Origin of the sequence: Hymenobacter elongatus (assembly GCF_004745955.1) — a bacterium.
Classification (GTDB): Bacteria; Bacteroidota; Bacteroidia; order Cytophagales; family Hymenobacteraceae; genus Hymenobacter; species Hymenobacter elongatus.
This window is the reverse complement of record NZ_SRLD01000009.1, coordinates 99,821-124,896: the sequence shown is the minus strand read 5'-3', so window position 1 is coordinate 124,896 and position 25,076 is coordinate 99,821. Positions and strand designations below refer to the sequence as shown.

Annotated in this window: 21 protein-coding genes and 1 pseudogene; 20 read left to right on the top strand and 2 right to left on the bottom strand. The window is 60.5% G+C overall.

What is annotated here, in order from left to right:
• Window positions 1–139 (bottom strand): annotated as a pseudogene (locus E5J99_RS06620) (IS1595 family transposase); the annotation flags it as partial.
• 188 nt (window positions 140–327) lie between these two features.
• Between E5J99_RS06620 and E5J99_RS06615 the strand changes: the two are divergent.
• The 7 genes from E5J99_RS06615 (at window position 328) to E5J99_RS06585 (ending at window position 8,403) form a co-directional block, all read left to right on the top strand.
• Window positions 328–1,116 carry an enoyl-CoA hydratase/isomerase family protein gene (locus tag E5J99_RS06615; protein ID WP_135496934.1) on the top strand — a complete coding sequence of 263 codons (789 nt, stop codon included), beginning with the start codon at window positions 328–330 and terminating at the stop codon, window positions 1,114–1,116.
• Window positions 1,117–1,204: 88 nt separating this feature from the next.
• Window positions 1,205–2,710: a lipopolysaccharide biosynthesis protein gene (locus E5J99_RS06610; protein WP_135496933.1), complete on the top strand. Its 1,506-nt coding sequence runs from the start codon at window positions 1,205–1,207 to the stop codon at window positions 2,708–2,710.
• A 117-nt stretch (window positions 2,711–2,827) separates the two neighbouring features.
• The gene (gene dut, locus E5J99_RS06605) at window positions 2,828–3,262 is read left to right on the top strand and encodes a dUTP diphosphatase (protein ID WP_135496932.1); all 435 of its coding nucleotides are present in this window, start codon (window positions 2,828–2,830) and stop codon (window positions 3,260–3,262) included.
• A gap of 66 nt (window positions 3,263–3,328) precedes the next feature.
• A complete protein-coding gene (locus tag E5J99_RS06600) occupies window positions 3,329–4,339 on the top strand; it encodes a sugar phosphate nucleotidyltransferase (protein ID WP_135496931.1) in 1,011 nt (336 codons plus the stop codon).
• Between the two features lie 111 nt (window positions 4,340–4,450).
• The gene (locus E5J99_RS06595) at window positions 4,451–6,262 is read left to right on the top strand and encodes a tetratricopeptide repeat protein (RefSeq protein WP_135496930.1); all 1,812 of its coding nucleotides are present in this window, start codon (window positions 4,451–4,453) and stop codon (window positions 6,260–6,262) included.
• Window positions 6,255–7,025, top strand: coding sequence for a DUF4292 domain-containing protein (locus tag E5J99_RS06590; RefSeq protein WP_135496929.1), 771 nt, complete (start codon window positions 6,255–6,257; stop codon window positions 7,023–7,025). The genes E5J99_RS06595 and E5J99_RS06590 overlap by 8 nt, the downstream gene beginning before the upstream one ends.
• A complete protein-coding gene (locus E5J99_RS06585; RefSeq protein ID WP_135496928.1) occupies window positions 7,009–8,403 on the top strand; it encodes a murein hydrolase activator EnvC family protein in 1,395 nt (464 codons plus the stop codon). The genes E5J99_RS06590 and E5J99_RS06585 overlap by 17 nt, the downstream gene beginning before the upstream one ends.
• Window positions 8,404–8,644: 241 nt before the next feature.
• Here E5J99_RS06585 and E5J99_RS06580 read toward each other — a convergent pair whose 3' ends face one another.
• On the bottom strand, window positions 8,645–9,613 hold the full coding sequence (locus E5J99_RS06580) for a GAF domain-containing DNA-binding protein (RefSeq protein ID WP_135496927.1): 969 nt from the start codon (window positions 9,611–9,613) through the stop codon (window positions 8,645–8,647).
• Between the two features lie 343 nt (window positions 9,614–9,956).
• On the opposite strand from E5J99_RS06580, the gene E5J99_RS06575 reads away from it, so the two are divergent.
• The 13 genes from E5J99_RS06575 to E5J99_RS06515 all read left to right on the top strand — a co-directional run bounded on the left by E5J99_RS06575 (window position 9,957) and on the right by E5J99_RS06515 (window position 24,917).
• The gene (locus E5J99_RS06575) at window positions 9,957–10,178 is read left to right on the top strand and encodes a Sec-independent protein translocase subunit TatA/TatB (RefSeq protein ID WP_135496926.1); all 222 of its coding nucleotides are present in this window, start codon (window positions 9,957–9,959) and stop codon (window positions 10,176–10,178) included.
• Between the two features lie 12 nt (window positions 10,179–10,190).
• Window positions 10,191–10,559, top strand: a complete 369-nt coding sequence (locus E5J99_RS22140; RefSeq protein WP_135496925.1) for a Sec-independent protein translocase subunit TatA/TatB — start codon at window positions 10,191–10,193, stop codon at window positions 10,557–10,559.
• A gap of 10 nt (window positions 10,560–10,569) precedes the next feature.
• Window positions 10,570–12,009 carry an Asp-tRNA(Asn)/Glu-tRNA(Gln) amidotransferase subunit GatA gene (gene gatA, locus E5J99_RS06565; RefSeq protein WP_135496924.1) on the top strand — a complete coding sequence of 480 codons (1,440 nt, stop codon included), beginning with the start codon at window positions 10,570–10,572 and terminating at the stop codon, window positions 12,007–12,009.
• Window positions 12,009–13,976 (top strand): LysM peptidoglycan-binding domain-containing protein, encoded by a 1,968-nt coding sequence (locus E5J99_RS06560; protein ID WP_135496923.1) that lies wholly within the window; start codon window positions 12,009–12,011, stop codon window positions 13,974–13,976. The genes gatA and E5J99_RS06560 overlap by 1 nt, the downstream gene beginning before the upstream one ends.
• 759 nt (window positions 13,977–14,735) lie before the next feature.
• A complete protein-coding gene (locus E5J99_RS06555; RefSeq protein ID WP_135496922.1) occupies window positions 14,736–15,236 on the top strand; it encodes a DUF6252 family protein in 501 nt (166 codons plus the stop codon).
• Between the two features lie 31 nt (window positions 15,237–15,267).
• Window positions 15,268–15,603, top strand: coding sequence for a hypothetical protein (locus E5J99_RS06550; protein ID WP_135496921.1), 336 nt, complete (start codon window positions 15,268–15,270; stop codon window positions 15,601–15,603).
• Entirely contained in the window at window positions 15,600–16,160 is a 561-nt protein-coding gene (locus E5J99_RS06545) for a hypothetical protein (protein ID WP_135496920.1), read from the top strand. The genes E5J99_RS06550 and E5J99_RS06545 overlap by 4 nt, the downstream gene beginning before the upstream one ends.
• Before the next feature lie 35 nt (window positions 16,161–16,195).
• Window positions 16,196–16,645, top strand: a complete 450-nt coding sequence (locus E5J99_RS06540) for a hypothetical protein (protein ID WP_135496919.1) — start codon at window positions 16,196–16,198, stop codon at window positions 16,643–16,645.
• Between the two features lie 56 nt (window positions 16,646–16,701).
• Complete coding sequence (locus tag E5J99_RS06535) at window positions 16,702–17,262, top strand: DUF6252 family protein (RefSeq protein WP_135496918.1); 561 nt, start codon at window positions 16,702–16,704, stop codon at window positions 17,260–17,262.
• Between the two features lie 379 nt (window positions 17,263–17,641).
• Complete coding sequence (locus tag E5J99_RS06530) at window positions 17,642–18,202, top strand: hypothetical protein (RefSeq protein ID WP_135496917.1); 561 nt, start codon at window positions 17,642–17,644, stop codon at window positions 18,200–18,202.
• 36 nt (window positions 18,203–18,238) lie between these two features.
• Window positions 18,239–21,445 carry a T9SS type A sorting domain-containing protein gene (locus E5J99_RS06525; RefSeq protein WP_135496916.1) on the top strand — a complete coding sequence of 1,069 codons (3,207 nt, stop codon included), beginning with the start codon at window positions 18,239–18,241 and terminating at the stop codon, window positions 21,443–21,445.
• A 232-nt stretch (window positions 21,446–21,677) separates the two neighbouring features.
• Window positions 21,678–22,163, top strand: coding sequence for a hypothetical protein (locus tag E5J99_RS06520; protein WP_135496915.1), 486 nt, complete (start codon window positions 21,678–21,680; stop codon window positions 22,161–22,163).
• 483 nt (window positions 22,164–22,646) lie between these two features.
• Window positions 22,647–24,917, top strand: a complete 2,271-nt coding sequence (locus tag E5J99_RS06515; protein ID WP_135496914.1) for an NADP-dependent malic enzyme — start codon at window positions 22,647–22,649, stop codon at window positions 24,915–24,917.
• Window positions 24,918–25,076 lie beyond the last annotated feature (159 nt).

The window sequence follows — 25,076 nt, the reverse complement described above, 5'->3', positions numbered from 1 at the left end:
CAATTTTGCCCCGAATAATACCTTGCAGCGTCGCTTTAGAACAATCCGGCACAATCTCGGTGTACACGCGCCCCGCCCGCTGGAACAGGCCAAAGACAATCGTTTTGCTGCCTGCTCCCCGACCTCGTAAATTTTTTATGATACTAGCCTTTCCCCCGGTCAGCTCAGCTGTAGCAGCGGCATGGCGGCCGCTGCTTTTTTTGTACCAGCGATGACCAAGGGGCCAGTAGTTACCACTCCGCAGCCCAGGCAGGCCACGAATACGCCAGTGCTTTTGCGCTATCTTTGCGCCCTTTCAGTTCCATTCTCCTGCTCCTATTCTTTCCCATGACCACTTTCGAAAACTTACTCTACTCGCTCGATACCACCACTGGTATTCTGACCATTACCCTGAACCGGCCTACCAAGCTCAATGCCCTGAACGCGGCGACTATCGAGGAAATCCGCCAGGCCACCCAGCAAGCTCTCACCGATGAGCAGGTGCGCGGCATTATTCTGACGGGCAGCGGCGAAAAGGCTTTCGTGGCGGGGGCCGATATTTCCGAGCTGACGGCGCTGGATGACATTCGGGGCCGGGCCGCGGCAGAAAGCGGCCAAGCGGTATTTTGTATGCTGGAAACGAGCTCTAAGCCGATTATTGCGGCCGTCAACGGCTTTGCGCTGGGCGGCGGCTGCGAGCTAGCCATGGCCTGTCATATGCGGGTAGCTTCCGGCAACGCCCGCTTCGGGCAGCCGGAAGTGAACCTGGGGCTGATTCCGGGCTACGGCGGCACGCAGCGCCTCACCCAATTGGTAGGCAAAGGCAAAGCGCTGGAGCTGCTGCTGACCGGTGACCAGATCAAAGCTGATGAAGCCCACCGCCTGGGCTTGGTGAATCATGTAGTACCGCAGGCGGAATTGCTGCCTTTCTGCGTGCAGCTGCTGACCAAGATTCTGAGCAAAGCGCCGTTGGCCGTTGGCTTGGTCATCGACTGCGTGAATGCTTATTACGACAAGGATACGAACGGCTACCAGGCAGAGGCCAGCGCCTTTGGGCGCAGCTTCGCGTCGGAAGACTTCCGCGAAGGCACCAGTGCTTTCCTGGAAAAGCGGGCTGCCGTATTCACGGGAAAGTAGGTTCTCACGCAACAGTCGGTGCGGTGGCGGCAGGCAGTGGGCAGGAAGCCCCGGCCGGGCCGCGCACCACTGACTCCCACCTGACTACATGAGTATAGCGAAGAAGCTGGCCAGCCAGACGGCCGTGTACGGCATCAGCAGCATCCTGGGGCGCGTGTTGTCCTACCTGCTGGTCCCGATTTACACGGCCCGGTTTGCGGCGGCGGAGTATGGCATTGTCACGGGCCTGTATGCCTACGTCTCGTTTTTGAACGTGGTATTCACCTACGGCATGGAAACGACGTTTTTCCGGTTTGCCAACCGTGCCGGAACCGACCGACGTGAGTTGTACGACCGGGTAATGACGCTGCTGCTGCTGAGCACGGCCGGGCTCACGGCTCTCATAGCCGTGCTGGCCCGCCCCCTGATGCGCCTGCTCGACCTGCCGCCGGGCCAGGAGCGTTACGCCGTCTGGATTGCGCTGATTCTGGGCCTGGATGCCGTAGTGGCCATTCCCTTCGCCCGGCTGCGCCTGGAAAACAAGGCGCGTCGGTTTGCGGCCATCCGTATGGGCAACATTCTGCTGAATGTGGGGTTGAACCTGTTTTTTATCGCCTTCTGCCCCGATGTGCTGGCCGGCAAATATCTGTCGGCGCTGCAGCCGCTCGTCGCGCGGCTATATGACCCCAGTGTGGGTGTGGGCTACGTGTTTCTGTCGAATTTGGCGGCCAGTGCGTTTACGCTGCTGCTGCTGAGCCGGGAGCTGCTCAGTTTCCGGTTTCGCCTGCATCTGGAGCCGCTGCGGCCGCTGCTCAAGTACGCGTACCCAATTATGCTCATGGGCCTAGCCGGGATGGTGAACGAAACCCTGGACCGGATTCTGCTGCCGCTATGGCTACCCGAAGGCTTCTATCCCGGTAAAAGCAGCCTGACGGCAGTGGGTATTTATGGGGCCTGCTACAAGCTCAGCATCTTCATGCAGCTCGTCACGCAGGCCTTCCGCTACGCCGCCGAGCCGTTTTTCTTTGCCCAGAGCGCCGATAAAAACTCGCCCCGCACATTTGCCCTGGTTCTGAAGTGGTTTACGCTCAGCTGCGCGGTCATCTTTGTGGTGGTAAGCGTGAACGTGGAAGATTTCGGGCGGCTGTTTCTGCACCGCGCCGAGTACCGCGAAGGGTTGGGCGTGGTTCCTATCCTGCTGCTGGCCAACTTGTTTCTGGGCGTTTATTGGAATCTGTCGGTCTGGTTTAAGCTCACCGACAAAACCTACTTCGGCACATACATCGGCTTTGGCGGGGCCATCCTGACCATCACCCTCAATTTCCTACTCATTCCGGTGCTGGGCTACGTGGGCAGTGCCCTCACCACGCTGGCCTGCTATGCCATGATGGCCATCGTGTGCTGGCGGTTGGGCGAGCATCATTTTCCGGTGCCCTATCCGGCGGCCCGGCTGGGCCTCTGGCTGGCGCTGGCCTGCGGCCTGGTGGCCCTGAGCTGGTACGTGCCAGTCGCAGATTTCTGGCTGCGACATGCCTTCCATGCTGGTCTATGCGTGGTTTTCCTGGCCCTTCTGTATCTCGTCGAGCGCCCTGACCGGGCCATGGCGGCAGCGTAGGCCACCGACTTTCTGCCGCTGGGCTTTCCTCAATTCCTGTAATCGCAATTACTCTGTATAAACTTATTCATATCTGGTTCATCCTATCTTTGCTCCCGTCACCCACTTTTTCCCGGCATGCACATCCCCGTCATCAACCGCTCCCACCATCCCTTGCCAGCTTACCAGACCGCCCACGCGGCCGGCATGGATGTCAGAGCCAACCTCACGGAGCCCATTACGTTGAAGCCCCTGCAACGCGCCCTTATTCCGACGGGTTTGTTCATGGAGATTCCGGTGGGCTATGAAGTGCAGGTGCGCCCCCGCAGTGGGCTGGCCTATAAGCACGGCATCAGCATCGTCAATAGCCCCGGCACCATCGACGCCGACTACCGGGGCGAGCTGCAGGTGCTGCTGGTCAATCTGTCGGATGCGGAATTTGTGGTGCAGGATGGCGAGCGGATCGCTCAGCTGGTGGTGGCCCGCCACGAAACTGCCGAGTGGCAGCCCGCTCACGTTCTGACCGACACCCAGCGCGGAGCCGGTGGCTACGGCAGCACGGGCACCACCTAGTGGCCGCCAAGCCTTACAGTACGTTTTGATACTCAACCCATCTACCTAAAATTTTCTTTTTCAATTATGAAAATCATCGTTCCGATGGCCGGCATGGGTAAGCGCATGCGCCCCCACACTCTCACGGTGCCCAAGCCTCTGATTCCGATTGCGGGTAAGCCCATCGTGCAGCGCCTGGTGGAAGACATTGCCAAAGTATGCGGCGAGCAGGTGGAAGAAGTGGCCTTTATCGTAGGTCGCTTTGGCGAAACCGTGGAAAAAAGCCTGCTGAAAATTGCTGAATCCGTGGGCGCTAAAGGCTCCATTTATTACCAGGACGAGCCCCTGGGTACGGCGCACGCCATTCTGTGCGCCAAAGAGTCGCTGAGCGGGCCGCTGGTGGTGGCCTTTGCCGACACGCTATTCAAGGCCGACTTCACGCTCGACAGCTCAGCGGCCGGCACCATCTGGGTGCAGCGCGTCGACGACCCCAAGCCCTTCGGCGTGGTGAAACTCAACGAGCAGGGCGAAATCACCGACTTCGTGGAAAAGCCCCAGGAGTTCGTGTCCGATCTGGCCATTATTGGCATCTACTACTTTCAGGACGGCGCCTACCTGCGCGATGAGCTGCAATACCTGCTCGACCACGACATCAAGGACAAAGGCGAGTATCAGCTGACCAATGCCCTGGAAAACATGAAGAACAAGGGTACCACTTTCGTGCCCGGTCGCGTGACGGAATGGCTCGACTGCGGCAACAAGGACGCTACGGTCTTCACGAATCAGCGCTACCTGGAATACCTGCAGGAACGCAGCGAGCATCTGGTGGCTGAATCCGCCAAGCTGGTAAATTCTGTTGTTATTCCGCCCGTCTATATCGGCGAAAACGTCACCATTACCGATTCGGTGGTGGGGCCGCACGTGTCGTTGGGCGACAACAGTACCATTCGCAGCTCGGTGGTGTCGAATTCTATCGTGCAGCAGTCGGCTTCGGTGCTGCATGCGAATGTGGCCAACTCCATGATTGGCAACTTTGCCACGGTGACTGGGACCCCCGACGATTTGAGCCTAGGTGATTACAACACACTGCGCGTGTGATATTTTTGCCCCTTTTGACGTTAGCAGTAGCGTGGGCATCTGCTCGCAGATTTGTTTATTTGGCATACCTCCCTTTTTGAACGGTGAACAGCCGTCCGTGCTACTGCGTCCATGAGTCGATTTGCCGCTTCTATTTTCCTGTTTTTGGGCCTGCTAGTGGCCCTGCCGGGCTATGCCCAGCAGCCAGCCGGGAAAGAACCGGCCAGCGCCGCGCCTAAGCCGGCTAAGCTCACGCGCAAGGAGCGCAAAGAGCTGGCCCGCCGCGCCGAGCTGGACATAGCGCGCCAGCAGGTGCGTGAGCTGTCGGAGAAAGACCGGGAGATGAGCGAATCCTTCTTCGTGGAGGGCGTGAAGTTCGTGCTGCTCGAAGACTACAATAAAGCCCTGGAGCGGCTGCTGAAAGCCTACGCGCTGAACCCGACCAACGCGGCCATCAACTACAAGATAGCCGAAACCAACCTCCTCAGCGGCAACCTGAAGGATGCCACCAATTTTGCGCTGGTGGCCGTGAAGCTCGGCCCCCAAAACGCTTACTACTACCTGCTGCTGGCCCAGATTTACTCGGCGCAGAAGCAGTACGACCAGGCTGCTAAGGTCTATACCAGTCTGATTAAGGATGTGCCGGACTCGGGCTACTACTTGTTCAACCTGGCCGACTTGTACCTGGCTCAGGGTAAGCTCAACGAAGCCCTGACTACGTTCGAGCAGGCGGAAAAGCAGTTTGGGCCGCTGGATGAGGTTTCGTTTAAGAAGCAGCAGATCTATCTTAAGCAGAACAACCTCGACAAGGCCTTACAGGAAGGCGAGGCGTTGATTAGTTCCAACCCCGACGAAGTGCGCTACGTGCTGGCGCAGGCAGAAATGTACGCGGCCAACAACCGTTTTCCGGATGCTATCCGGGTGGCGGAGCAGGCCCTGCGCCAAGACCCCGACAACCCGCAGGCCCGCATGATTCTGGCCGACATTTACCGGCAGCAAAACAACCGGCCCGAATCGGAGAAGCAGATCAAGCTGGCTTTCGAGAGTCCGGGGCTGGATATCGACGAGAAAGTGCGCATTCTGGTCGATTACATCAAGCAGCTGCCCAATCCGGCCATCGAGAAAATAGCCCTTGAGCTGGCGTCCATTACCACGCGGGTGCACCCGAAGGAAGCCAAGGCTTTTTCTGTGGCCGGCGACATCCAAACCATTACGGAGAACAAGCAGCTGGCCCGCGAGAACTACCTCAAGGCCATTCGGCTGGACAACTCCAAGTTTCAGATCTGGCAACAGGTGGTACTCATCGACGCCGAGTTGAACCAGGTTGATTCGCTGTTGCGCCATACCGACCGGGCCCTGGAGCTGTTTCCGAACCAAGCGCCGCTATGGTACTACAACGGCGTGGCGCAGCTGCTGAGCAAGCAACCTACCAAGGGTATAAAAGCCCTGGAATATGGCCGCAAGCTTGCCACCGACAACCCCGAGCTGCTGGCCCAGATCGACACCCAGCTCGGCGACGCTTACCACGGGCTAAAGGAGTACGCCAAGTCGGATGCGGCCTACGAGGCGGCGCTTATCTTCGACGCCAATAATGCCCAGGCGCTGAATAACTACAGCTATTTTCTCTCGATACGGGGCGAAAAGCTAGAGCGGGCCAAGGAGCTGTCGGGTAAGCTCGTGAAGCAATTTCCGACCAACGATACCTACCTCGACACGTATGCCTGGGTTTTGTACAAGCTCAAGGACTATACCGGGGCCCGGCAAAACCTGGAAAAGGCGCTAAAAACCAGCACCGACGCCACCATCATTGAGCACTATGGCGACGTGCTGTTTCAGCTCGGCGAAAAAGAGTTGGCCATGGCCGAATGGCAGCGAGCCAAAAAAGCGGGAGGTGCCTCGGCCCTGATTGACCGCAAGATCAAAGACAAAAAGCTATATGAATAAGTGCTTTCCGCTGGTGTTGCTGTGGGTTGCGGTGCTGCTGAGTGGCTGCGGCCACAAGATTTTCCCGGCAAAATCGGCTAAGACGGATACGCCCGCCAAAGGCTCGGAGCTGGTGAAGGCCACCAGTCTGGAATTCCGCTACCTGAAAGCCAAAGGCAAGATCAAAATAGACTCGCCCCAGCTGCAGCAAACAGCCAACCTCAACTTACGCGTCCGCAAAGACAGCGCCATCTGGCTGTCGGTATCCCTGGGCATTGAGGGCGTGCGGGCCTACATTACCCGCGACTCGGTGCAGGTAATCAACTACTTGCAGCGCGAATACTACGCCGGCGACTTTGCCTACCTCAGCCGCCTGCTGAACGTGCCCGTCACCTTCGACCGGTTGCAGGCCCTATTGCTGGGCAACTACCTGCCGGCTGGCCCCGCCACCACACCCAAGATTACCGACGAAGGCGTGATGCAGCAGGTCGATTTTCAGGAAGGCAGCTTGCTTATTACCCAGCTTATTGAGCTGAGCCGCAACCGGGTGCAGCAGATAAAGCTGGACGAGCAGCAGACGAAGAATAAGTTCACGGTCGATTTTTCCGATTTTCGGCCGCTCGAGCTTAGCGGCACTCCCTTCGCGTATGCCGTGCTGGTGCAGGCCCAGCCCGCCCAGGGCAAGTTGGCTACAGCAACTATTAACTATCGGAACATAGACGTCGACAAGGAACGGCTGTCTTTCCCCTTCTCGGTGCCCAAGGGCTATGTTCGCAAAAAGTAAGCGCACCGCGTTTTTCGTGGTCGTAGCCTGCCTGCTGTGCCTGCCGGGCGGCCCGGTGTGGGCGCAGCGCAAGGCCCGTACCGCCACGACCAGCACCGCCAAGAAAACCAAGGCTCAGCTAGAGCGGGAGCGGCGTGCTACACTACGGCGCATTCGCGAAACGAGCCGCATTCTGGAGCAAACCCAGCGGCAGAAGCAGGCCTCCGTGGGTCAGCTCAACGCCCTGAAAGAAAAGTTGACCGTTCAGCAGGGCGTTATCCGCAATATTTCCTCGGAGCTGAAATATATCGAGTCGGATGTGCGCCAAACCGAAACCCAGGTGCAGCAGACCCAGCAGAGCCTGGAGCAGTTGCGCCAGGAGTACGCCCGCATGATTTACGCCTCTTCCAAAACGGCGAACAGCTACAACCGCATCATGTTCCTGTTCGCGGCCGAGTCGTTCAATCAGTTTATGCTGCGCCTGCGCTACATCCGGCAATACTCGGAAGTGCGCAAAACCCAGGCCGCCCAGATTTCGACGACCAAGCAGCGCCTGAGCCAGCAACTTACCGGCCTCACGGTCAAGAAGCAGGAGAAAAGCACCTTACTTTCCTCCCAGCTTTCCGAAAAACGCACCCTCGTTACGCTCAAAACCCAGCAGGATCAGGTAGTTACCAAGCTTAGCCAACAGGAAGAAGGACTTCGCCAGGAGCTGGCCGAGCGGCAGCAAGCCGTAGGCCGCCTCGACAACCTGATAGCAGATCGGGTGCGGGAGGAAATTGCCCGGGCGGCCCGCGCGGCCGCTCGTGCCGCCGCCGCCAAGGCCCGGGCCAACGCTGCCCGCACTGCCTCTGGTAGCGGCACTGCTGCTGCCCGCAGCCCCGGCACTACGACCCGCGCTGCCACCGCCGCCGCCGAAGCCGCCGAGGAAGCTGCCGTAGAGCGCGTCGATAAGGTGACCCTGACGCCCGAAGCCGCCGTACTGTCGTCGTCTTTTGCCGATAACCGAGGCCGCCTGTTGTGGCCCGTTGCGCGGGGCTTTATTTCGCAGCGCTTTGGGCGGCACGCGCATCCGGTCCTCAAAAATGTAATTGTGGAGAACCGGGGGGTAGACATTCAAACTGGTGCCGGCGAAGCGGTGCGGTCTATTTTCGAAGGGAAAGTCCTGACTGTGGCCAGCATTGCCGGCATGAACAACATCGTCATGATTCAGCACGGCGAGTACTTCACCGTCTACGCCAAGCTCCGTACCGTTAGCGTGACCGAGGGGCAGCAGGTAGATATGCGCCAACAAATCGGGACGGTGTATACCAGTTCCGACGGCACCTCGGAGCTGCAGTTTCAGGTGTGGCGCAACAGCTCCAATCTGAACCCCGAAAACTGGCTCGGCCGCAAGTAGAGCCGTAGTGCTGGAGCATAAAAAAGCACCGTACAGGATACGGTGCCTTTCTGAGCTATGAAAACAAACTTAGCTACCAGAAACCGCTCCGCAACTACTAAGACCTGATGGACTTTGCCAGCTACAAGGCATTCCTTGATAACAGGACGAAAGATAGACGAGGCCCACGTAACTCGCAGCTTATTTCGCTGAAAGTGCATTTTTTCTCGTTGAAGGTGCGCTTTTAATATCCCGCCAAGCGCTACACTAGATTTAGCCGGCTTAGCAGCCCCGATTTATACGAGCTGCCGATAGGCACTTGTATCAAGTTGGCAGTAGCAGCCAACTCGGTGCTACGGCCGGTATCCACGGTAGCCGCGTCGGCTTCAATGGCGATAATCCGGTCTAACCGGACGATGTACTTGCGGTGAACCCGGGCAAATTCGCGGGGGGGCAGCTTCGTTTCCAACTCCTTCATGGTGCTGTACACGGTATACCGCTCCCGGCCGGCATAAATATTTACGTAGTCGCCTAGAGCCTCGACGTAGCGGATATCGGCCGCACTGACCCGAATCAGCTTATGGTCCTGCTTAATAAATAGCTCGTTGCGGCTCACCATATACAGCGAGTCGGCCGCGTCGTTGGCCATGCGCAGCAACCCGTCGAGCTTGCGCTGCTCCTGCTCCAGCTGCAGGCGGGCCCGGCGCAGCTCCAGGTGCGACACCACCTCGCGGGCCAGAGTCCGGAGCGCCTCGCGCTGCTGTTCCGTCAGCCGGTGCGGCACAGTATCGATGGCGCAGAGCGTGCCCAGCGGCTGGCCTTCGGGCGTTACGAGAGGAGCACCGGCGTAGAAGCAGATGCCCGGCGCATTGGTCACCAACGGGTTATTGCGAAACAGCGGGTCTTTGCCGGCATCCTCTATTTCATATACGTCATCACTGAGCATCGCATGCTGGCAGAAAGAGGCCTCACGCGCCGTGCCCCCAATTTCTTCCATGCCCACGTTTGCTTTAAACCATTGGCGGTCAGAGTCGATCAGCGTAACCAGTGAAATAGGAGTGCCGCAGATATAGGCCGCCAGCCGGGCCAGATCGTCAAAAACAGTCTCCGGCGGCGTGTCCAGAATCTGGTAGTTGCGCAGGGCTTCCAAACGCTCTGCCTCGTTCACGTTTCGCTGGTAAAGGGGTGCTAAGGTGTCGGCAGAAGTGGTAGAGGGCAGTTTTACTGGCATTGGACAGGCAGAAAAATGAGCAAAGTTGCAGTAGGTAGCATAACAGTGGCAGCAGCAAAATGCTTAGCAACAAAGCACCTTACCTCTTGTATGGGAGATTTCATGGCACGACCACAAGTGAGTACGACAGCAACGAAGCCTGTGTTCCAATCCGGGAGTTGGTCGGGCGCGGGGCGGCGGGGTGGAATTGCGGAATTGCGGACTCGCCACCCTATCTATCCACCCGGATTACCTACCCGCTGAAGACATTTGGAAATTATCGGGTACTTTTACCAATCCTAAGCGGCGCTTATTCGCGTACAATAAGCTTTGCCACCCCCAAACCGGCCTCAAGCCCTTTGTTATGACACTCGCCTCCCTTTTTCTGATCGGCAACTTCGGTACCACCGAGATTTTGCTGATTCTTTTTGTTGTTATTCTGCTCTTCGGGGCCAAGCGTATTCCGGAGCTGGCCAAAGGCCTGGGCAAAGGAATCCGCGAGTTCAAAGACGCTTCCAAAGATGAGAAGCCCGAATTTCACGACCGTCCGGTGAACCCGAGCGACCCGACCCAGCCCCGTCTGTAACGCCCAAGTAGTATGCAGACTCCCATCCTTCTTTTCTTAGGCGACCTCGGCGGCGGCGAAATCATGCTGATCATGGTCGTCATCCTGATCTTCTTCGGAGCCAACAAAATTCCGGAGCTGGCCAAAGGCCTGGGCAAAGGTATTCGCGAGTTTAAAGACGCGTCCCGTGAAATCCGGAGCGAATTTGAAAACGCCAGCACCACCCAGCCTACCACTAGCTATCAGACGCCGCCTGCGCCCCCGGTAGCCCCGGTGCAGCCCGCCCCGGCCGAAACCTATACTGCCCCTGCTGCGCCTCTGGCGCCCCCGATGGACGGAGGCCTCACGCCCCCAGCCGTGGTTACGCAGGAGCGGCCCCGCCTCGATCAAACGACCAACTGATATCACCCCCTTGAGACGCTTTACCTCTCTTACGGAAGTTCGAAACGAGCTGACGGCAGGCACCACGACCTGCCGTCAGCTCGTGGAGTATTATCTGGATAATATCCAGCGGAAAAGCCACCTGAACGCTTTTCTGGAAGTATTTGCCGACGAAGCCCGCGCCCAGGCCGACGCCGTAGATGCCAAGCTGGCCGTCGGCACCGCCGGTAAGCTGGCCGGTATGGTTATCGGGCTCAAGGACGTGCTGGCCTACAAAGACCACGCTCTGCAAAGCAGCAGTCATATTCTGGACGGCTTCACGTCGCTCTACACCGGCTCGGCCGTGCAGCGGCTGCTCGATGCGGATGTCATCATCATTGGCCGCCAGAACTGCGACGAGTTTGCGATGGGCGCTTCCAACGAAACGTCTTATTTCGGCCCTGTTCGCAATGAGGTAGATAACGAGCGGGTTTCGGGCGGTTCCTCGGGCGGCTCGGCCGTCGCCGTGCAAGCCGATTTGTGCTTGGCTTCCATCGGCTCCGACACGGGCGGCTCGGTGCGGCAGCCCGCCGCGTTTTGTGGCATCGTGGGCTTCAAGCCGACCTATTCCCGCATCTCGCGCTACGGGCTGGTGGCTTATGCTTCGTCCTTCGACCAGATTGGTACGCTGACCCGCTCGGTAGAAGACGCGGCCCTGCTGCTGGAAGTCATGGCCGGCCCCGACGATTTCGACAGTACCGTTAGTCAGCAGCCCGTGCCGGCCTACAGCGAATTGCTCGCGCCCGCTCCGCACTACCGCATCGGCTACATCCGCGACACGATGGAGCGCCCCGGCCTGAACCCGGAAATAAAGGCGGCCGTGGAAGAAGTGCTCGACACGCTGCGTGGCCAGGGTCACGTAGTGGATGCCGTGGATTTCCCCTATCTGGACTTCATGGTGCCGACCTACTATATTCTGACCACGGCTGAGGCCAGCTCCAACCTGAGCCGCTTCGACGGCGTGAAGTTCGGCTACCGCGCCCCCGATGCCACCGACCTGGAGTCGCTCTACAAGAAAACCCGCGCCCAGGGTTTCGGGCCGGAAGTACAGCGCCGCATTCTGCTCGGCACCTTCGTACTGTCGGCCGACTACTACGACGCGTATTACACCAAAGCCCAGCGCGTGCGGCGCCTGATTAAGGAGAAAACCGACGAGCTGCTGCGCCAGTACGATTTTCTGGTGCTGCCCACTACGCCCACCACGGCTTTCCGCATCGGTGAAAACAAGAAGGATACCTTAGCTATGTATCTGGCGGATATCTTTACGGTGCAGGCTTCGCTGGCGGGCGTACCGGCCATTTCGGTGCCGGCCGGTGTCGATTCGGCGGGCCTCCCGATTGGCTTGCAGGTGCTGAGCGGCGCGTTCCGCGAAGAGCATCTGCTGGCCTTCGCTGGTTCGCTCACGGAATCCCTCACTCCAGCCACTCCCTGATGAAAAAGTCGTTGCTGCGTGTTGCTGCCCCTTTTCTGCTGTTGGCTGCTGCTGCCCATTCCGGGGTGGCGCAGATACAACCCGAACTGACCCCGGCCGGCAACCGCTCCGACGATACAACCCGCGTTCAGCTTACGCTGCCACCCGATTCGTTGGTGGCCGAGCCCACGCTGGCCCTCGACTCGGCCCGCTTGGTGTGGCTGCAAACGCCCCCCGAGCTGCGCGACCTGGTCGGGGACCGGGTGAGCTGCCTCGACACCGAGATGCCGCATGTGTTCAACGGCACGGTGATGAGCTTCGTGAACTACTTCACGGTCCGGAATCGGGGCTATACGCAGCGCATTCTGGAGCGGCAGAATCTGTATTTTCCGCTGTTTGAGAAGTATCTGGCCAAATACCAGTTGCCCCAGGATCTGAAATACCTGGCGGTGGTAGAGTCGGCGCTGCTGCCTACGGCCCGCTCCCGGGTGGGTGCCGTGGGCTTGTGGCAGTTTATGGGCCCCACCGGGCGCGATATGCGCCTGGTGCAGAACGAGTACATCGACGAGCGGATGAACCCCGAGAAGTCGACGGAGGCCGCCTGCCGCTACCTGCGCGACCTATACCGCATGTTTGGCGACTGGGAGCTGGTGCTGGCCGCCTACAACTGGGGCGGCGGCAACGTGCAGCGGGCCATGAAGCGCACCGGCAAGCGTACTTTCTGGGATTTGTACCCCCAGCTGCCCAAGGAAACGCGCAACTACGTGCCCACGTTTACGGCGGCTATGTACACGCTGCAGTACGCTAAGGAGCACGACCTGCATAATGACTCGCTGCACTACCAATACCCGGAAGCCACCGATACGCTGATGATTTCGGGCCGCAGCCTGGACCTGCGCAAATTCTCGGCTCAGTTCGGACTCGATTCAGCGGCTATTTCCAAGTACAACCCCGAAATCCGGAAGCCCTTCCTGCCCGAAACCGTGCGCAACTACCGCCTCACGGTGCCCGCCTGCGTGCGTACCGAGCTGGCCGTGCTGGACCGCAACACGGTGCTGGATTTCTGCAAAGTAGTGGTGCCCCCGCCGCGCCCTATTGTTCCCATAGCTCCTACCCTGCTCGGCACCGACTCGACCAGCACCGCCATTGCCGCAGCCGAAAAGCCGGAAGCAGAGCAGCCGAAGTACCGCCGCGTTCGGCACTCGGTGCGGCGCGGGGAAAGCGTGGCCGATGTAGCCGAGCGGTATGAGGTGAGCCAGGCGCAGGTGCTGCGCTGGAACAAGCTGCGGCGCGGCAAAGCCCTGGTAGCCAAGCAGCAACTGGTACTGTTCGTGCCCCGGGAAGCGGCGGAAACGCCAGCCGTAGCCGTAGCTACTCGCAAGCCTACCGTACCGGCCCGGCTACCGGTGGCCGTGCCTCCAGCCGATGCGGAAGCCGCCGTGGCTACTACCCGGCCAGTGCCCGCGCCAGAAGCTACTACGGAGCCAGCCGCTGAACCCGCCCGAGTGGCCACCGCTTCGAGCCGAAGCCCTAGAGTCGCACGCGGAACAGCGCCCCCCGAACCAAAGCCTACCGTGGCAAAAACGGCCGCGCCGCTCACCCACGACAGTCTACCCGCCGAATACATCGTGCGCCGGGGCGACTACCTGACCAAGCTGGCCCGCAACGCGGGCGTCAGCGTGGCGCAGCTTATGGCCTGGAATAATCTGGAATCGGAGGCGGTAGTGCCGGGGCAGAAGCTCCTTTTCCGCGCCCCGACGGAAGCGGAAGCCGCCGCTGTGGCCGTGAAAACCCCTGCGAACCAGGCCGCGACGACGAGCCGGACCGAAATGCTGCCGGCTCCCCGCGTACACTTGGTGCAGCCCGGCGACACGCTCTACAATATTTCGCGCCGCTACCAAGGCGTCACGGTGGAGCAGCTGCGCAAGCTCAACCACCTCAAATCGGACGAGGTGAAACCGGGCCAGAAGCTGCTGGTGCAGGGGTAGCCGCCGGATTCGGCGCACGACGTCAAAAAAAGCACATCCGCTGGCGGATGTGCTTTTTTTGTGACCTTCCGAAGTAGACAGTAGAGTTAGGGCGGTGTTTTACCTGTTTTGAGCGTCCCGCCGAGCAGCTACGCATCCGGTGAGCGTACCAGCGTATCCCATTGGCCGTCATGCTGAGCTTGTCGAAGCATCGCTACCGCCACAGTAAGTAGTTACCACGGCGGGAGAGATGCTTCGACAAGCTCAGCATGACCGGACCGGCTTTTTATGAACGTGGGGATACATACCCCCAGTTCTTCGGCGGGGCGCTACCCGGGCGGCTTACGGGGCGGCCACTGGTATCCGATGGCGTGAACGGTGTAGTACGTATCTCCGCGCCCTTGCCATCCTTGCCAGCCCACTGCCCCGCTCGGACTACCGCGCCGGCCAGCCCAGCACGCCCCCAACATGCACCATGCCTGCCACTAGAGCATCGGGCCTGCTTACAGGGCGACAGAGACGCCTCGCAACCGGCACCGGACGACCACGGCGGACCGCTCAGACTCAGTCCGGAAAGTCCCCGAAGCCAAGCGTCTGGATTGTGCTGAGCGCGGTGAAACGGCATTTTCTTCCTTATAAGCCGTTGTGTATAAAGTCTGATTGTCGCTGCTTCTTTTCGGCGCTTCGGCGGGGTTGCGCTCGTATTCCGCTATTCTTGCCACCGGTTACTGCTCTATCTCCTATTACTCACTATTTGTTGCCGGGCCTATGGCTCTTTCTATGAAACTACCGCTTCTGCTGCTCCTGCCCTTGAGCTTACTCAGCACCGCCTGCGAGAAGGAAACCGAAGCCGATGCCCTGCCCAAAGCCACCCAGGAGGGCCAGCACACCTTCGGCTGCCTCGTCGACGGCAAAGCCTTTGTGCCTAAAACCGCGCAGGCTACCTCCATTACCCGCCGCGCCCCGCTGGAAGCTTACATCTACCGCACCGATTTACTTGTCTCGGCCATGGGTGGGGGCTATGTGGAGTTTGCCTTGCGCAATGCCTTCAAGCCCGGCACCTATACCCTAGGCGAAACCAGTTCTGGAAGCTATGGATCTCACGCAGTGAGTGGCGCCAGGTACGATACCAACCTAGACTATCCCGGCACAGTCACACTCACGCGCATTGACACAGTGGCCAAAATAGCCGCCGGCACTTTCCAGTTCACGGCCTCTGACTACCGCAGCGGCAAAACCATCACCATCACCCAGGGCCGCTTTGACGTGCGCCTGAAATAAGCTCTTGCCATTCCTTCTTACGCTATATTATATGCGCATAACTTTAGTCGTATTCGCCCTGTTGCTAACGGCCCGCCTAGGCTGGGCGCAAAAGGTCCAACCCCAACTGGCTGGCCAGCTCTCTGCCCCGACCGGAGCTCCCGCCCCGCTGCCGGGCAGCTACCGCTTCGGCCTCGACAGTCTGCTCACGGCCCTCGACAAAAATCAGGTACCCTCCGGCATCCTCTACGACCGGGTCTTCCCGGTCGCCCGCCTCGATGCCTTCGGGCAGGCATTGGTCCTGCCCAACGCGGCGTTGGTCTGTAAAATAAGGGTGTACTCGCCCGCCTGCGTAGCTTGCTTGCTCCCTTTACCCCTACGACTATGAACCATCTCCCACTGCTACTCCTGACCCTGCTGCTCACGGCCAGCGCCTGTAAAAAAGAGAAGACCGAGCTAGAAAAGCTGCCCGATGCCACCCAGACCGGTAGTGGGGCCGGAGCCTTCCTGCTGGATGGCCAAGCCTGGCTGCCTGATAACAGCAAGACCATTAACATCGGCGGCGGCGGCGGCGGGTTCCTGGCCCGGTGGCGGCGCACCAAGACTGGCCGCGCTCTTGAACTCACCTTCGGCAAGTACAGTGACGGGACTGGTCTAAATATCTACTTACCCGACGTCCGAAAAATTGGCACCTTTCAGTTCGACCAACAAGCCAGTATCATGCTTGGCGACCGAAACCCAGCTTATGGTGTTTATTTCATGACCAAAAGCCTATCTATACCGCGAAGCTTCCTAACCGGCCCGACGGCTACGGGCACGCTCACTATCACCCGCTTCGACACAGTGGCCCACATCGTTTCAGGCACCTTCGAGATGACTGTCAAAGAGGATAAAAGCCCGGAAACCCACCAGCTTACTCATGGTCGATTTGACTATCCCTTCTAATCCGTCTCATTCCTTATCCTTATTTCTATTCCTGTATGAAACACTGCTATCTGCTGCTGCTGCTCCTGCTCGGAGCCGCCCGGCCGGTCCATGCCCAACGCATGCTGGCCGCCGCCGCCGCCCCTGGCAACCCGCCTCCCGCGCCGCTGGCGGCGCTCAACCACTTCACCGCCACCATCGACAGCCTCACCCAGCACCTGAGCCGCGCGCCCATCTCCTCCGGCATCCTCTACGATAGGGTTATGCCCCTGGCCGCCCTGCATGCCTTCAATACCGGAGCCAGTCTCGACACCTCCTCGGCCGCCCACTTTCGCCAAGCCTACCTGGAGCTCTACACCGCCGCCTACAACCCCAGCAACCGCCCGCACCCGGCCTACCTGCGCGCCCGCGCCGACTACCTCGCCCGCCGCGACTCCGTGCCCCTGGCCGTCTTCGATGCCGCTGGCTCCGGCGTTGGTACCGCCCAACGCCGCGTTGGTCCGTAAAATGGGTTATTCCTCCCTTGCCTGTTTAGCTTGCCTCCTCCCTTTACCTCCAGGCTATGAAACATCTCCCATTGCTACTCTTGGCTCTGCTGCTCACGGCCAGCGCCTGCAAAAAAGAAGCAACCGAACTCGACAAGCTGCCCGCCGCTACCAGCACGGGCCAGAATACCGGCGGCTGCCTTATCGATGGGCAGGCCTTCGTGGCTACGGGCTTGCCTAGTGGTGGCCTGCTGGGGCCGAATGCCATTCCGCCACTAACCGGCGGATTTGCTTTTGATAGCCTGTATATGCTGGAGCTGTATGGGCAACGCAACGGCGAAAACGTGACGCTTACCCTATTTCTCCGAGCCCGCACTGTTGGTAAGCAGCTGCTCAATCAATCAACTCGCTACTACCCACAGGGTAGCCCACAATATATTCTGAACCACGCCGTGTTTGCTGCCGATAAAGGTGGCGGCGAGGTGTATGTAACCGATGCGCTGCATACAGGGGAAATAGTATTAACACTAGCGAACAAGCCGTTTTCAGCGGGCACTTTCGAGTTCACGGCGGCTAGCACGTTTGACCGCACCAAGACTATCACTGTCACCAACGGCCGCTTCGACCGCAAGCAATAGCTACACCAGCCCCTTTATCATCTATTCTATCCCTCCTTTCTGCTTATGAAATCCGGTTTACTCTGGCTGCTGCTACTGCTTGGCGGTTCCGCTCTGGCCCAGCCTACGCTGCCAACCCGCATTAGACGGCCCCCAATGTTCAATCTGCCCCCCGAGCCCCTCAGCGGCTGGCAGCGCCGCGCCGATAGCCTGCTGGCCCCGCTCGCCCCCCCCCGTCACCGGCAGCCAGGACACCAGCGTTCTGTATGACCGGGTAGCCAGCCTGGCCGCCCTGCACGCCAGCGTTGGTACTGCCCCCGCCCAACGCAGCGTTGGTCCGTAAAATGGGTTATTCCTCCCTTGCCTGTTTAGCTTGCTTCCTGCCTTTACCTCTATGGCTATGAAACCCCACCTCTGCCTGCTGGCCCTGCTGCTCACGGCCAGCGCTTGCAAAAAAGAAAAAACCGAGCTGGAAAAGCTGCCCGATGCCACCCAGACCGGTAGCGGGGCCGGCGCCTTCCTGCTCGATGGCCAAGCCTGGCTGCCTGATGACAGTAAGACCATTAACATCGGCGGCAGCGGCGGCGGCGGGTATCTGGCGAAATGGCGACGCACCAAAACTGGCTGCTCTCTTTCGCTTACTTTCAGCAAGTATAGTGACAGGACGGGGCTGAACATCTACCTGCCTGACGTGCGAAAAACCGGCACCTTTCAGTTCGACCAACAAGCCAGCATTATGCTCGGCGACCGAAACCCAGCCTATGGTCTGTTTTCTATGAACAAAAGCGTCTCTATTCCGCGCCTCTTCTTGACTGGCCCAACGGCTACCGGCACGCTCACCATCACCCGCTTCGACACAGTGGCTCACATCGTTTCGGGCACCTTCGAGATGACGGTCAAAGAAGAAACCGGCCCAGAAACCCACCAAATCACCCACGGCCGCTTCGACTATCCCTTCTAATCCGTCTCGTTCCTACTATCCTATTTCTATTCCTGTATGAAACATTGCTACCTGCTATTGGTGCTGCTCCTTCTCGGAGCTGCCCGGCCTAGCTATGCCCAACGTCCGCTGGCTGCCGCTGCTGCCGCGCCGGGCAATCCGCCCCCGTCCTTGCCGGCTACGCTCAACCACTTCACTGCCACCATCGACAGCCTCACCCAGCACCTGAGCCGTACGCCCATCGCCTCCGGCATCCTCTACGACCGGGTCATGCCCCTGGCCGGGCTGCATGCCTTCAACGCCGGTGCCAGTCTCGATACCTCTTCGGCCGCGCACTTCCGCCAAGCCTACCTGGAGCTCTACACCGCCGCCTACAATCCCAGCAACCGCCCGCGCCCGGCCTACTTGCGCGCCCGCGCCGACTACCTCGCCCGCCGCGACTCCGTGCCCCTGGCCGTCTTCGATGCCGCTTTTCACCAGCTCGATACCCTGGCCCGGGCCGATAACCTGCTCACGGAGCAAAACGGCCTGCTCTACGATGTAGCCGGCCGCCCCCGCTCTCCCTTTGTGGCCCGCGCCCTGGTGCTGGCCGCCGCCCTCACTGATACCATCGCGCCCACCACCCGCTTCTACTTCGGCCCCGAGCTGGCCCTCAGCACCCGGGGCCGCACCGTGAGCAGCCTGCTCATCGACTTCGACAACCAGCAGGCTCCCGTGCAGTGCCTGCCGGGCCAGGCCGTGCCCGTCAGCTACGGCACCCCTGGGGCTAAGGTGCTGCGCTTCACCGTCTTCTTCGCCGATGGCACACAGGCCCCGGCCCTGGCCCGGCTCTACGTCCGGGACGGGGTTCTGAGCCGGGCTTCCCTGCCGCTCACGAGCAATTTTGAGGAGGTAATTGCTACCAAAGGCTTCACCGATTACACCTTCACCAGCAACGGGTCTTTTAGCACCCCGGTCAAGCTCTCGCTCTACGGCATGGGGCAAACGTTGACTGTATTGCATCATCCTCTTTCACAGGCCCAAGAGCTTGCTGCTACCGGCAGCTACCAACTGCGTAATCCCATCATTTTTATTGATGGATTTGATGCGAACGATGGCCGACAACTTTATTATAACACTCCCGAGAGCCACAGTATCTACAACGACCTGCGTGAGCAGGGCATTCTGGATTTGTTTGACCGGCAGGAGCGGGATTTGATTATTCTCAACTTCCCCAAGTCGCGGCGGCCCAAGGTGGGCGGGGGCTGGACGGACTTCGACGTGGATGGCGGCACCGACTACATCGAGCGCAACGCCCTGGTGCTGGTGCAGCTGCTCAACGACCTGAAGCCCCGCCTGGCCGGCCCCGCCGACAAGTTCACCATCATCGGCCCCAGTATGGCCGGCCTGATTTCGCGCTACGCCCTGGCCCGCATGGAACAGGAGCAGCTGGCCGCCACCACCCCCGCCGACCAAGCCTACTGGGACCACCGCACCGCCCTGTGGGTGTCGCTCGATTCGCCCCACCAGGGAGCTAATATCCCGCTGGCCGACCAGGAGTTTCTGCGCTACTACCAGGGCCTTTCCGACGTGGCCGAGCAAACCCTGAACGAGTCCATCAACTCGCCAGCCTCCCGGCAGATGCTGGTGCATCATTACCTGGCCGGCAGCGAACTGCCAGCCGGAGCTCCCGGCTTCCGCAACCAGTTTATGCTGGCCCTGCGCGACAACGGCCTGAGTAACTCCTTCGGCTACCCCGTAAATCTGCGGCGTGTGGCCCTGGCCAACGGACGCCTCGACGGTATTCAACGGCCCGACATTACCCCCTGCGGCACCGCGCTCCAGCTCGACATCTTTTTGCGGCATCGGGCCCAGAAACGCCGCCGCCGTACCTACTTCCTGTGGATCAACACGACCAACTCTTTTTCTTCCGCTACTCTTAACTTCACACCCGGCCAGAACACGCGTTGCCAGGTATTCGAGGGCAAAATCAGCCCGCTGGTGTTGGGAGGAACGGGGTACAGCGGCCAAAGCATCCCGCTTCGCCGTCGTACTTTTGTATTCAACGGGAGTGCCGGCAGCTACGATCTGGCCCCTGGTGGCTCCTACAACACGCAGGAGCAGATACGTCAGAAAACCGAAGCCGCCGACGACTTAGCACCTTTCGACGCCGTATTCGACAATGTGGTAGCCGAGCACTGCTTCATTCCCACTGTTAGTGCCCTTGCCTATCAGTACCAAACGCTGAGCAGCTACCGCACTACCCAGAGCTTGCCCCGGCCCTACGCCAACATGCTGGGCCGCGACCTGAGCTGCTCCGGCGAAACGCCGTTTGACGCCTACTACGGCCCGGCTCATACCAACACCTACCACGTAGAGCCCGATGGCGAGGGCCTGGCTTTTCTGGCCCAGGAGCTGTCGATGGTGACCAAAGCCACCGCTATGTCTTCTACCATCACCGCTCTGTGCCCCGGTGGCTCGGCCCAGATCAGCATCCCGACGGAATGCTCCCGCCTCGCGGCCAGCGGCCAGCCCCTGTTTCCCGTCACTTACTCCTGGACCACCGCCGACCCGGGCCTACGCGTGGTGAGCGGGCAGGGCACGGCCACGCCTACGGTGCAGGCGCAGCCGGGCTTCGTGGGCTTCACCTCGGTGTTTGTCACGGCCACCCGGGCGGGGTTTCAGCCCAGCGCCCCCACCCGCTACTCCGTGTACGTGGGCGGGGGCTACACCTCCGCCGTGGGGCCCTACGTGCCGGTGTGCTCCTCGTCGCAGGTCGTTTTCACGGCCGGCGGCGGCAACATCGACGGCAACTACAGCTGGAACGTGTACCTCAACGACCAGCTGCGCAACAGCCTGATCGTGCGAAATGACAACGCCACGCTCACCGTACAGCCCGACCAGGCGGGTACGCTGCGGGTAGAGGCCACGGCCGAAGACCTGTGCGCGGGCGGCCAAACCACGCCCTCCCCGGCCTACGTCACGGTCGTCAGCCAGATCGACGGCTTCCCCTGCAACACCATCGGGCCCAGCCTGCAGCTCTACCCCAACCCGGCCTCCGAGCAGGTCGAAATCACCGTTACCGAGCCCGACGGCACTGCCCGGCGCGGCGGCCCCGCCTTCCAGGTCACGCTCTACAACGGCCAGGGCCGCCCCCTGCGCCAGGCCGAGGCCAGCGCCGGGCGCGTGCTGCTGTCCACGGCCACGCTGCCCGCCGGCCTCTACCAGGTGCAGGTGCGCCTGGGCAGCCAGGTGCTGCGCCGCCAGCTCAGCGTGCAGCACTAGGCCCGGGAGCGGCGGGTTTGTTTTCCTGTCCTGTTTGCTTTCTGTCCCACTCATCTGGCATCCGCGCAGCCGAAGCATCTCTGCCGCCACACTACCCCCCCGAGCCCCTCCCAGAGTAGTGGGCATCCGGCTCCCCCTCTCCTCTTCGGAGAGGGGGCCGGGGGGTGAGGCCCCTCCGTGAGCAGCCGGTCCCCACGCTTTTCTATTTTTTCCATTCTTACCCCCTTTTTCTATGTCTACTGATAACCTCCGCATTACATTCGCCGCCGCTGATCTGCAGAAAATCAGCGCCGCCCTCGACGCCCTGGAAGCCGCCCTGGCCCCGGTGCTCATCACCCTCACGGGCAAGGAAGTGCAGCGCCTGCCCAAAGCCAGTGATGCCTCCCTGCCCTTCATCCAGCAGGCCCTCGACCTGGCCGAGCAGCAGCCCCAGTTCGCCCCCGGCTACATCGACATTGCCGGCCTGCGCCTCGACCTGGAGGCCTGGCAGCAGCTGCAGAGCATTGGGCGGCGGCTGCAGCCCCTGGCCACCAACCTGGCCAGCACCAACGTGAAGCTGGGCAGCGAGGCCTACGTCACGGCCCTGGCTTTCTACAACTCGGTGCAGCAGGCCCACAAGCAGGGTATTTCCGGCGCGCAGGATGCCCACACCACCCTCAAAGCCCGCTTCGAGCAAAGCCGGGCCAAGGCAGCCAAGCCCGCCGCGCCCAAGGCGTAAGGAGCTTTTAGAACGTCATATCGACCAACGGGAGACCTCTCGCGCGTGCTACAGTAATCAGATAACAGTATATGCGAGATGTCTCCCGTTGGTCGACATGACGGGCTTTTTGCCCAGTTCCTCCTTCCAGTCACGGGGCGTCGGATGAAATTCATCCGACGCCCCGTGTTTTTTGTGCGTCCTGCCTTGAATTTCACGGAACACCGCGTGAGCTTCATCCGACCTGCCGCGAAAATCACGGGAGCTTCCGTGATTTTCCTGCGGCTGCCCATGAATTTCACGGGAGCTTCTATGAAATTCACGCGCAGCCGCAGGAAAATCATCCGACGGCGCATAAAATTCATGGGCACTGCTGTGAATTTTATGCGCCGGGCGGTGGGTGGCGGGGGCCGGCGCAAGCGGGAGGCGGCTTTGATTCCGGCGGTTTTCGCCCCAACTTGCCTACTTGCTTTGTCGCAACCCTTCACTTAGTGCGCCGCCCTTATGCTCAAGATCAACAAACAGGAAGCCCTCGATTACCACTCCCAGAGTCCGGCCGGCAAGATCGAAGTAGTGCCCACCAAGCCCGTCAGCACCCAGCTCGACCTGGCCCTGGCCTACTCGCCCGGCGTGGCCGAGCCCTGCAAAGCCATTGCCCTCAACAAGGAAGACGTGTATAAATACACGGCCAAGGGCAACCTGGTGGGCGTTATCAGCAACGGCACGGCCGTGCTGGGCCTGGGCAACATCGGCCCCGACGCGGCCAAGCCCGTGATGGAAGGCAAGGGCGTGCTGTTCAAGAAATTCGCGGGCCTCGACTGCTTCGACATCGAAATCGACTGCACCGACCCCGACGAGTTTATCCGCATCGTGAAGTCGCTGGAGCCTACCTTCGGCGGCATCAACCTAGAGGATATCAAGGCCCCCGAGTGCTTCGTGATTGAGAAGGCCCTGCGCGAGCAGATGACCATCCCCCTGATGCACGACGACCAGCACGGCACGGCCATTATTTCGTCGGCGGCCCTGCTGAACGCGCTGGAAGTGGTGGGCAAGGATATCCAAGACATCAAGCTGGTGGTGAGCGGGGCGGGCGCGGCGGCCATCAGCTGCCTGCGCCTCTACCGCGAGCTGGGCCTGAACGTGGCCAACGTGACGGTGTTCGACAAGGATGGCGTGATTAATCAGCACCGCACCGACCTGGCCGAATTGCAGATGCAGTTTGCCACCAGCAGCACCATCAGCACCCTGGCCGAGGCCATGGAAGGAGCCGACGTGTTTCTGGGGCTGTCGGCGGCCAACGTGCTGCCGCCCGACCTGCTGCTGTGCATGGCCGACAACCCCATTGTGTTTGCCCTGGCCAACCCCGACCCGGAAATCGTGTACGAGCTGGCCATGGCTACCCGGCCCGACATCCTGATGGCCACCGGCCGCTCCGACCACCCCAACCAGGTGAACAACGTGCTGGGCTTCCCCTACATTTTCCGGGGTGCCATGGACGTGCGGGCCACCGAAATCAACGAAGCCATGAAGCTGGCCGCCGTGCAGGCTCTGGCCGAGCTGGCCAAGGAGCCCGTGCCGGAAATGGTGAACAAGGCCTACGGCGACAACACGCTGACCTTCGGCCGCGCCTACCTCATCCCCAAGCCCCTCGACCCGCGCCTGATAACGACCGTGAGCGTGGCCGTGGCCAAAGCCGCTATTGCCAGCGGCGTGGCCCGGCGCATCATCACCGACTGGCCGGCCTACGAGGACGAGCTACGCAGCCGCCTGGGCGTAAACCAGAAGCTGATGAACCGCATTACCAGCGCCGCCAAGGCCAACCCCAAGCGGGTGGTATTCGCGGAGGCCGACAACTACAAGATTCTGAAGGCGGCCCAAATCGTGAGCGACGAGGGCATCGCCGTTCCGATTCTGCTCGGCAACCGCAAGAAGCTCGAAGCCATTGCCCGCGTCAACAGCCTCGACCTGGACGGCTGCCAGATCATCGACATTCTGGAGGAGGATGCCAAGCGCGACGAATACGCCGAGCTGCTGTTTCGGAAGCGGCAGCGCCGGGGCACCACGCTCTACGAAGGCCGCCGCCTGCTGCGCGAGCGGAACTACTACGCCGCCATGATGCTCGAAACCGGCGAGGCCGACGCCTTCATTACGGGCCTCACCAAAGACTACGGCAAGAGCATTACGCCGGCCCTGCAGGTAATCGGGGTGGAAGACGGGGTGAAGCGCGTGGCGGGCATGTACATCATTCAGCACAAGAAAGGCCCGTTCTTTTTTGCCGATACCACCGTGAACATCGACCCCACGGCCGAGGAAATGGTGGACATTATCGGCCTGGCAGCCCGCACGGTACGCTTCTTCGACACCGAGCCGCGCGTGGCGGTGCTGAGCTACTCCAACTTCGGCTCGAACCCCGGCCCGCTGCCCGACAAGGCCCGCCAGGCCACCGAGCAAGCCAAGCGGCGCTACCCCGACCTGCTGCTCGACGGTGAGATGCAGGCCAACACGGCCCTGAACCCCGAGCTGCTGCGCGAGCAGTACCCCTTCAGCGAGCTGGCCGAGAAAGGGGCCAACACCCTGATTTTCCCCAATGTGGTGTCGGGCAACATTGCCTACAAAGTACTCCAGGAAATCGGGGGCGCGGAGGTAATCGGGCCGGTGCTGATGGGCATGCGCAAGCCAGTGCACATTCTGCAGCTGGGCGCCTCGGTGCGGGAAATAGTGAACATGACCGCCATTGCCGTGGTCGACGCCCAAACCAGCAGCAAGTCGCTGTAGAGCACTATTCGCCGTTTTTTAGTAAATATCCTAGAAACGGGATGTTTTTGCCGGGACTCTGCGGCCGAAACATCCCGTTTTTTAGTGGAAAAAGCCCGTATTTTTGGGATATAAAACCGGGAACTTCGTGTTGCTCCCCGCGCGGCCCTTCCCTACGGC